This is a genomic window from Tolypothrix sp. VBCCA 56010 (genome assembly GCF_050875635.1).
Classification (GTDB): Bacteria; Cyanobacteriota; Cyanobacteriia; order Cyanobacteriales; family Nostocaceae; genus Hassallia.
In genome coordinates this window covers 1-6633 of sequence record NZ_JBPAOH010000252.1, presented here as the reverse complement: position 1 = coordinate 6633, position 6633 = coordinate 1, and the positions used below count along the sequence as shown (strand labels likewise).

Annotated in this window: 7 protein-coding genes; 3 read left to right on the top strand and 4 right to left on the bottom strand. The window is 44.4% G+C overall.

Annotation, left to right across the window (positions count from 1 at the left end):
- The first annotated feature begins 209 nt into the window (after positions 1–209).
- The 3 genes from AABK37_RS39600 (at position 210) to AABK37_RS39590 (ending at position 1591) form a co-directional block, all read left to right on the top strand.
- On the top strand, positions 210–815 hold the full coding sequence (locus AABK37_RS39600) for a Uma2 family endonuclease (RefSeq protein ID WP_432556869.1): 606 nt from the start codon (positions 210–212) through the stop codon (positions 813–815).
- Positions 816–943: 128 nt separating this feature from the next.
- Positions 944–1366, top strand: a complete 423-nt coding sequence (locus tag AABK37_RS39595; RefSeq protein ID WP_432556868.1) for a putative toxin-antitoxin system toxin component, PIN family — start codon at positions 944–946, stop codon at positions 1364–1366.
- A 6-nt stretch (positions 1367–1372) separates the two neighbouring features.
- Positions 1373–1591, top strand: a complete 219-nt coding sequence (locus AABK37_RS39590) for a toxin-antitoxin system HicB family antitoxin (protein ID WP_432556867.1) — start codon at positions 1373–1375, stop codon at positions 1589–1591.
- 227 nt (positions 1592–1818) lie between these two features.
- Here AABK37_RS39590 and AABK37_RS39585 read toward each other — a convergent pair whose 3' ends face one another.
- From AABK37_RS39585 to AABK37_RS39570, 4 genes are all read right to left on the bottom strand, one after another.
- Positions 1819–3744, bottom strand: a complete 1926-nt coding sequence (locus AABK37_RS39585; protein WP_432556866.1) for a GMC family oxidoreductase — start codon at positions 3742–3744, stop codon at positions 1819–1821.
- Positions 3745–3830: 86 nt separating this feature from the next.
- Positions 3831–4562 carry an orotidine 5'-phosphate decarboxylase / HUMPS family protein gene (locus AABK37_RS39580; RefSeq protein WP_432556865.1) on the bottom strand — a complete coding sequence of 244 codons (732 nt, stop codon included), beginning with the start codon at positions 4560–4562 and terminating at the stop codon, positions 3831–3833.
- A 46-nt stretch (positions 4563–4608) separates the two neighbouring features.
- Positions 4609–5169: a 6-phospho-3-hexuloisomerase gene (gene hxlB, locus AABK37_RS39575; RefSeq protein WP_432556864.1), complete on the bottom strand. Its 561-nt coding sequence runs from the start codon at positions 5167–5169 to the stop codon at positions 4609–4611.
- Positions 5170–5525: 356 nt separating this feature from the next.
- Complete coding sequence (locus tag AABK37_RS39570) at positions 5526–6155, bottom strand: response regulator (RefSeq protein WP_432556863.1); 630 nt, start codon at positions 6153–6155, stop codon at positions 5526–5528.
- Between the last annotated feature and the right edge of the window lie 478 nt (positions 6156–6633).

Genomic DNA, 6633 nt, shown 5'->3' with positions numbered 1-6633 from the left:
TCTTATAACATCGCCCCGTTATCTTATAACATCGCCCCGTTATCTTATAACATCGCCCCGTTATCTTATAACATCGCCCCGTTATCTTATAACATCGCCCCGTAGTAAAATACTCTAAACGGTTAAGCGTTACTTTGTGCAACTGCCGTCAGCAGTAGAGGTTTGCTTCTAACTTATAATCAAAACAATGCCTTCAGGAGATTGACACAATGACATACATCTCCCCAAAAACGCTCACCGTTGAAGACTTTCTCAGCCAATACCGAGACAATCCCCGTTATGAACTGGCAGACGGAGAACTAATAGACATGGAACCTACTGGACCCCACGAAACGGTGAGTGGCAAACTTGCAACCCAAATTGGTATCTATCTTGTTACAGAACAACTCCCTTGGTTTATTCCTCGCACTTGTTTAATTTACCCCTTCGCAGATGCTGCTACAGTTCGTCGTCCTGATGTCGTAGTTCTCGATGAAACCGTTCTCGACCGTGAACCCCTTTGGGAGCGAGAACCCGTAATTACGCTGGGGCGCTCGATTAAACTGGTGGTGGAAGTTGTTAGCACCAACTGGGAAACTGACTATGCTCGGAAAGTTGAGGAATACGCGCTCTTAGGAATTCCTGAATATTGGATTGTGGATTATCGCGGATTGGGAGGTGTAGCATTTATTGGTAAACCCAAACAAGCTACCTTCACCGTCTGTCAATTGGTTGAAGATACTTATACTCAACAACAATACCGATTAAACCAACCAATTAATTCACCACTTTTGCCCGGTCTTCAACTTCGCTTAAATAATATTCTGCCTCGTTAAGTGTTAAGTGCAGAAGAAAATTGAGAAGCGATCGCATGAAACAAAAGTATGATTATTCGCTATGAAGCGATCGCAAATGAATTTTTTGACTGGGACTTTTATGACAGTATATATGCTATCATAATTACATGGCGATCAAAATTGTAGTTGATACCAGCGTTTTTATTAGTGCGCTTATTAGCTCTAAAGGTTCCAGTAGAGAACTCATTCGACGTTGCTTGAAAGGTGAATATCAGCCTTTAATGGGAAATGCTTTATTTTCTGAGTATGAATCAGTCATTCATAGAGAAGAAATTATTGCCAAATGCCCTTTAACCAGTGAAGAAATTTCTGCTTTACTTGCATCATTGATGAGTGTAAGTCAATGGATTTCTATCTACTATTTATGGCGACCTAATTTAAAAGATGAAGCTGACAATCACTTAATTGAATTAGCAGTTGCTGGGAATGCTCAAATTATTGCCACTCACAATATCAAAGATTTGCAAAATGCTGAATTGTTATTTCCTAACTTATCAATATTAAAACCCGAAGAAATTATTAAGAGTTAAACACAAATGGCAACTTTAACTATTCGTTTACCAGACGATAAGCATAATAGATTGAAAGAACTTGCTCAAGCCAAAGGTATCAGTATCAATAAGCTGATTGAAGAACTTTCCACCATAGCTCTAGCAGAATTTGATACCAATACAAGATTTAAAGCAATGGCTGCAACTGGAAACCCAGAAGAAGGCTTAAGAATACTGGCTAAACTTGATGCTCTGACAGAATAGAACTTCTAGGGCGATGATGCAAGTACTCACTTCATGCGATCGCTCGAAGTAAAATATTAGGTGCGATCGCCTAATTCAAGCCAATTTTAGGAATGCGATCGCCTCTGCGAGAGTTATGAATATAGCAATTTTCGCACAAAGGGCTGCGTGCAGGACTTATGCACTGTACAAATGCACCCTTGGTTTGCATTTACTATCGCTGTCTTTGTAAGCAGCTTGAAAAATACTCACCTACTTTCATATACAGGCAAAATCCTTTGACTTTTAGCGCTTGCTAATATAACGTCACTTGCTTTTTCACTAATCATATAGATCGGTGTGACGATAAAGTAGCCGGGAACGCGCGGGAAGACCGAAGCATCTACGATCCGCAGATTATGCGTACCGTGAACGCGGAATTTACTATCAACCACAGCCATTGGGTCATTTTTTGGACCCATCTTGTTACTGCATGAGGCATGATGACCCCATGCCTCAGCCTCGACAAATCTGATAATTTCCTCGCGTGATTGAACTGTTGGACCGGGAACCACCTCTTTTGAGATATCCGCGATATGCGCGTTCATGCGACGCACAAATTCGACACCATTAATTACCGATTCCAGATCCTCGCCTTCGATGTCGTCGCCTTCGGTAAAATAATGAAAGTTGATTTCAGGAGTATCCCGTGGGTCAGATGAACGCAGTTTCACGCTTCCGGCGCGATTACGTGTGTGCGCTTTCAGAACAGTCCAGCTGAATTGGTTTCCCACTTTTGAGAGGGGCTTCGACCAACCAGGATAATAACCTTGGTATGGTACAGGTAAGCCAAAGATGAAGAGGTCGGGAACTGGTCGCGCTGGATCGGACTTGCGAATATGACCACCGAACACGGCGTTGTTCGTATAAATCCCCTGACCCTGCTCCCACTGGGCAAAGCAAGGATCTGACGGTTGTCCTGGGGTGCAGTCCTGAGTGAGGGTAATATCCGAATTCATCTGCGTGATCACACCGATTTCGTAGCGGTCTTGCAGGTTCTCGCCAACTCCCGGAAGGTTAATGATTGGCTTAATGCCATGTTTACGCAGTTCATCAACAGGACCAATGCCGGAGAGCTTGAGAATCTGCGGGCTGTTAAAAGCACCAGCCGCCAAAATCACTTCGCGAGAAGCATACATTACCTTTCTTCGTTTGGGTTCTGGTCCATCGGTCGGAGCCTGCGGATCGGCGCGATAAAGATGAGCGCCCTCAAGGTACTCAACACCAATTGCCTGACGACCACGGAAAACCACGCGAGTTACTAAGGTGTTGGTTTTAACAATCAGGTTGTTTGGGAGCGCGGCAGCAGTCTCTCTAATCAGGTCACGTGGACCACGCCGCCGACCATTGCGAGTCGCTTGCGGGACGTTGTAGAATCCTTCGGTATCCCGCAAGCTACGCGCCCAAGAATTTGGATCGAGTTCCCGGCGTAAATATGCGTCAAGTAGGCTTTTGTCACCAGCCTCAATGGCAGCACTGAGTAATATCCGCTGCATATTGCTATCCTTATAGAACAGCGCGGGATCGGTAATCTCGGTTGAAAGCCAGCCATCAAATCCATGACGTGTTGGGTTGTCCGTGCTTGTTGGTCGCTCAACATAGCGACAGTCCTCAAGCCGCTCAAAGTACTTTCGCATATTATCGGCTTTCCAACTAGAATCGCCAGTATTTTCTGCGATCGCATCCCAATCACTGTTATTTGGATAAATCGTGATCATCAGATTATGCACAGTGCATCCGCCCAGCGTACCAGCTCGTGGATACAACACACCGCCTCGGTCAGCGGTGTACTTACTATTGCGGCTTTGACGCGCCTCGTCGGTGTACTGCCGGACGAAGTAGTCCCATCTCACTCTTGGATCTTCGCCAACCACCGGGCTGAATAATGGCACCTGGATGAGATCGTCGCCGTCCTCACCGCCTGCTTCTATGAGAACTACCTTATGCCCAGCATGAGCAAGATTGACCGCCAGAGGACCGCCGCCAGCACCAGAACCAACTACTATGTATTCGACAGGCTTTGACGGGTTGATGGAAATAGCTTTCCTCTGATAGGCTAATGAAGTTACTAAACCAGTAGAGAATAGAGCGGCATTTTGAAGAAAGCGACGACGGTTATAAAACTGATCGAGCATAGATTTTTCCTTATTCCTACTACCTTGTACTAGCTGTTGAGAGTAGAGTTATTAATGCTTGTCATCAAAACAGTGCAGCTGGCTTTTTATCGTTCGATCGCTGCCCACGGAGCATTAGAAAGTGGACGTGAATTTAATTGATTTATTTCGAGTTGGAACTGTGCGATCGCCACGTTGGGATCGTTGCTTCTGGTAATCGCACTTCCTACAGCTACAGCGAAAATCTGCTCAACATACGGTTTCAAGTCTTTTAAATTGCTGGGCTTGAGTCCTCCCATAGCGATGACTTGAGTAGAGGTATATTTCAGTTGTTGACAAACTTTTCCAATCAGTGCATTTGGGTTTTTTCCAGCCGCTTGTTCGCTCCAACCCGTATGACAACTGACTAAGCTCGCTCCCATATCTGCTAACTCCTGCGCTCTTTTAACTTTCCAGTCGTCATCCAGGCAAGCCATCAGATCGAAGGCAACTCGCTTCTGTTCGGTGTTTGCACCATTAATCGCTTCAGTAATCGCTTCATTTGGAGCCGCTGCCATTACCGTTACTAAATCGGTTCCAGCCGCATAGTAAAATTGACCTTCTGCAATGTAGGGAACGTCATAGCCTTTAAAGTCAGCTACGAGCATTTGATTATTGTTCAATCGCTTTCGGAATTCAGAAACGATGCTCACTCCCTCTAAAGCCGCTTGAAGCAGCGTAGGTCTGCCAATTTCATGAATAATGTCGTTATCTGGATGCTTTTCCAGAATTGTATCCAACATCGCTAGGCACTGTGACGTAGAGGTGTAATCGTAAGCGATCCAAAGATAGGGTTTCATGATATTTTTCTGATGAAGAGCAACTGATGGCAACAAAAGATGTGTATTACTCTAAATTGGCGTGCAAAGTCGAGAGTAACTGAGCATTTTTATTGAGCATTTGCGACAGAACATAGAACAAAGCATCAAAAAATAGTAGGGTTGATTGCTCAAACAAAGAACCTGCAAATTGTTGCGATCGCACATTCTCAAAATCTTGCTTGGTCGCTGCCGCTAGTTCAATTGGAAGATCGACAAGTTGACCCAACGAAGATTGCTTGTTGACCGTCACTCCTACAAGGTATGCTCCTATTGCCTTTGCTTTGGCAGCGTTCGCACACACAGTTTCAGTACTGCCCGATCCTGAGCAAGCGATGAATAAATCGGTGGATCGAATCGATGGTGTCGTCGTTTCACCCACGACGTAAACCTGGCAGCCCAAATGCATCAGTCGCATTGCCGCCATCCGCATCGCCAAGCCGCTGCGACCTTCACCGATGACAAAGATTCGCTCCACATCCATAATTTTTTGCGCCAGTTGCTCGACTGCTGAATAAGTAATAGCTTGCAGCACTCGTTGATTTTCTGCCAAAACTAATCCAATGGCTTGACTAAAAATTGCTTGCATTGCTGTATCAACGGTTAATATTCAGATTTTGTCTAATTAGCAGCCACCGTTTGATTATTCCTATTTTCATTCAGTAAATGTAACTCTAATAATCCAACATTAAAAATCTTCTTAACAAAAAGCTAAAGTAAATTTTTTCAGACAAATAGCTTGGTATTAATAATATAAATAAACAGGAATTGACAAAAAAATTTTACACTCAACTTTATCCAAGTTTGAGTAGTAAAAACGCACGAATCACATCTGTGCAAATCAACCCTAAGTGAATATACTAAGCCTATAAATTTAGCTCAACTTTGTCACTAGCTAAATGTTGGGTTTTAAACCTATCAAAATGTGAGGTCGAGAAGATGCAACTACAGCCTGACAATCCCCCGATTCAGCGCGGTGACTAGCGCTTGAGTGCGATCGCTCACATTCAATTTGCCGAAAATATTATTGGCATGGAACCTGACGGTACTCTCAACAATATTTAGAGCAGCGCTAATCTGCTGGTTATTTTTGCCCTTCGCTATCAAACGCAGCACCTCCAACTCGCGATCGCTCAATTCCTGGCTGCCCATTCGCTCGGCTAGTTTGGCTGCTATACTAGGCGGAATGTACTTTTGACCTTTATGAACGGTGCGAATCGCATCCAAAAGTTCCTTCGGTTCAGCCCCCTTGAGAATATAGCCCTTTGCACCAGCCCGCAGTCCGCGATAGACATCTTCATCGCCATCAAAGCCAGTCAACACAATTATCCGGGCGTGTTTAAACTTAGCACAGATAGCAGCGATCGCATCAGCACCTTCCATCTTCGGCATTTGCAAATCCATCAGCGCTACATCGGGCTGATGTTTGCGGAAAAGTTCTAACGCTTCTCGCCCATCGCCAGCATAGCCGATCACGGTGATATCTGGTTCACATTCGAGAAACATTGTTAAAGCTTGTCCTAGAATCGGATGATCGTCAGCAATCAGGATGCGAATGACATTTGACTGGCTCATGATCCTTTACTCTCGGTTGACTAACACTGATACTAAGTTTCTTGACGAACGCAAAGTTAAGCATAAATGAGCTTTTCTTCTATATTTTGATGGGTCTAAACAACATCAATTTATGCAGTGTGGGATAAAAATCGGAAGAATATTAGCAAATAGCTGATACAATCAACCCCAAGCGAACATTTTATCACGCTGACACGTCTGTTAGTACACGCATTGCACGTCTTGCGATCGCGAAATATTTAACAAAGACTCCGCGACTCTCTGCGCTTAATCTGCTACCTGATGCGTTTAAAAACGCGATCGTATTAATGCAAAGCTGTAATTACTCCCTTCCCGCTCGAAAAATACCTATTTAACGAACCGCCCAACGGGAGAGCCAGTCCCCCATCGTGACGGAAACCGCCAAGACGGGGGCTGGACTCACAAAGACACGAAGTACACAAAGGAAGAAGAGAAAGAAGATAGGTAATCTTGTAGC

Bases quoted from the DNA above. Each gene is read 5' to 3' on its own strand.
- hxlB (WP_432556864.1), bottom strand. From the start codon at position 5,169: ATGCAAGCAATTTTTAGTCAAGCCATTGGATTAGTTTTGGCAGAAAAT.
- AABK37_RS39595 (WP_432556868.1), top strand. From the start codon at position 944: ATGGCGATCAAAATTGTAGTTGATACCAGCGTTTTTATTAGTGCGCTT.
- AABK37_RS39590 (WP_432556867.1), top strand. From the start codon at position 1,373: ATGGCAACTTTAACTATTCGTTTACCAGACGATAAGCATAATAGATTG.
- AABK37_RS39600 (WP_432556869.1), top strand. From the start codon at position 210: ATGACATACATCTCCCCAAAAACGCTCACCGTTGAAGACTTTCTCAGC.
- AABK37_RS39585 (WP_432556866.1), bottom strand. From the start codon at position 3,744: ATGCTCGATCAGTTTTATAACCGTCGTCGCTTTCTTCAAAATGCCGCT.
- AABK37_RS39580 (WP_432556865.1), bottom strand. From the start codon at position 4,562: ATGAAACCCTATCTTTGGATCGCTTACGATTACACCTCTACGTCACAG.
- AABK37_RS39570 (WP_432556863.1), bottom strand. From the start codon at position 6,155: ATGAGCCAGTCAAATGTCATTCGCATCCTGATTGCTGACGATCATCCG.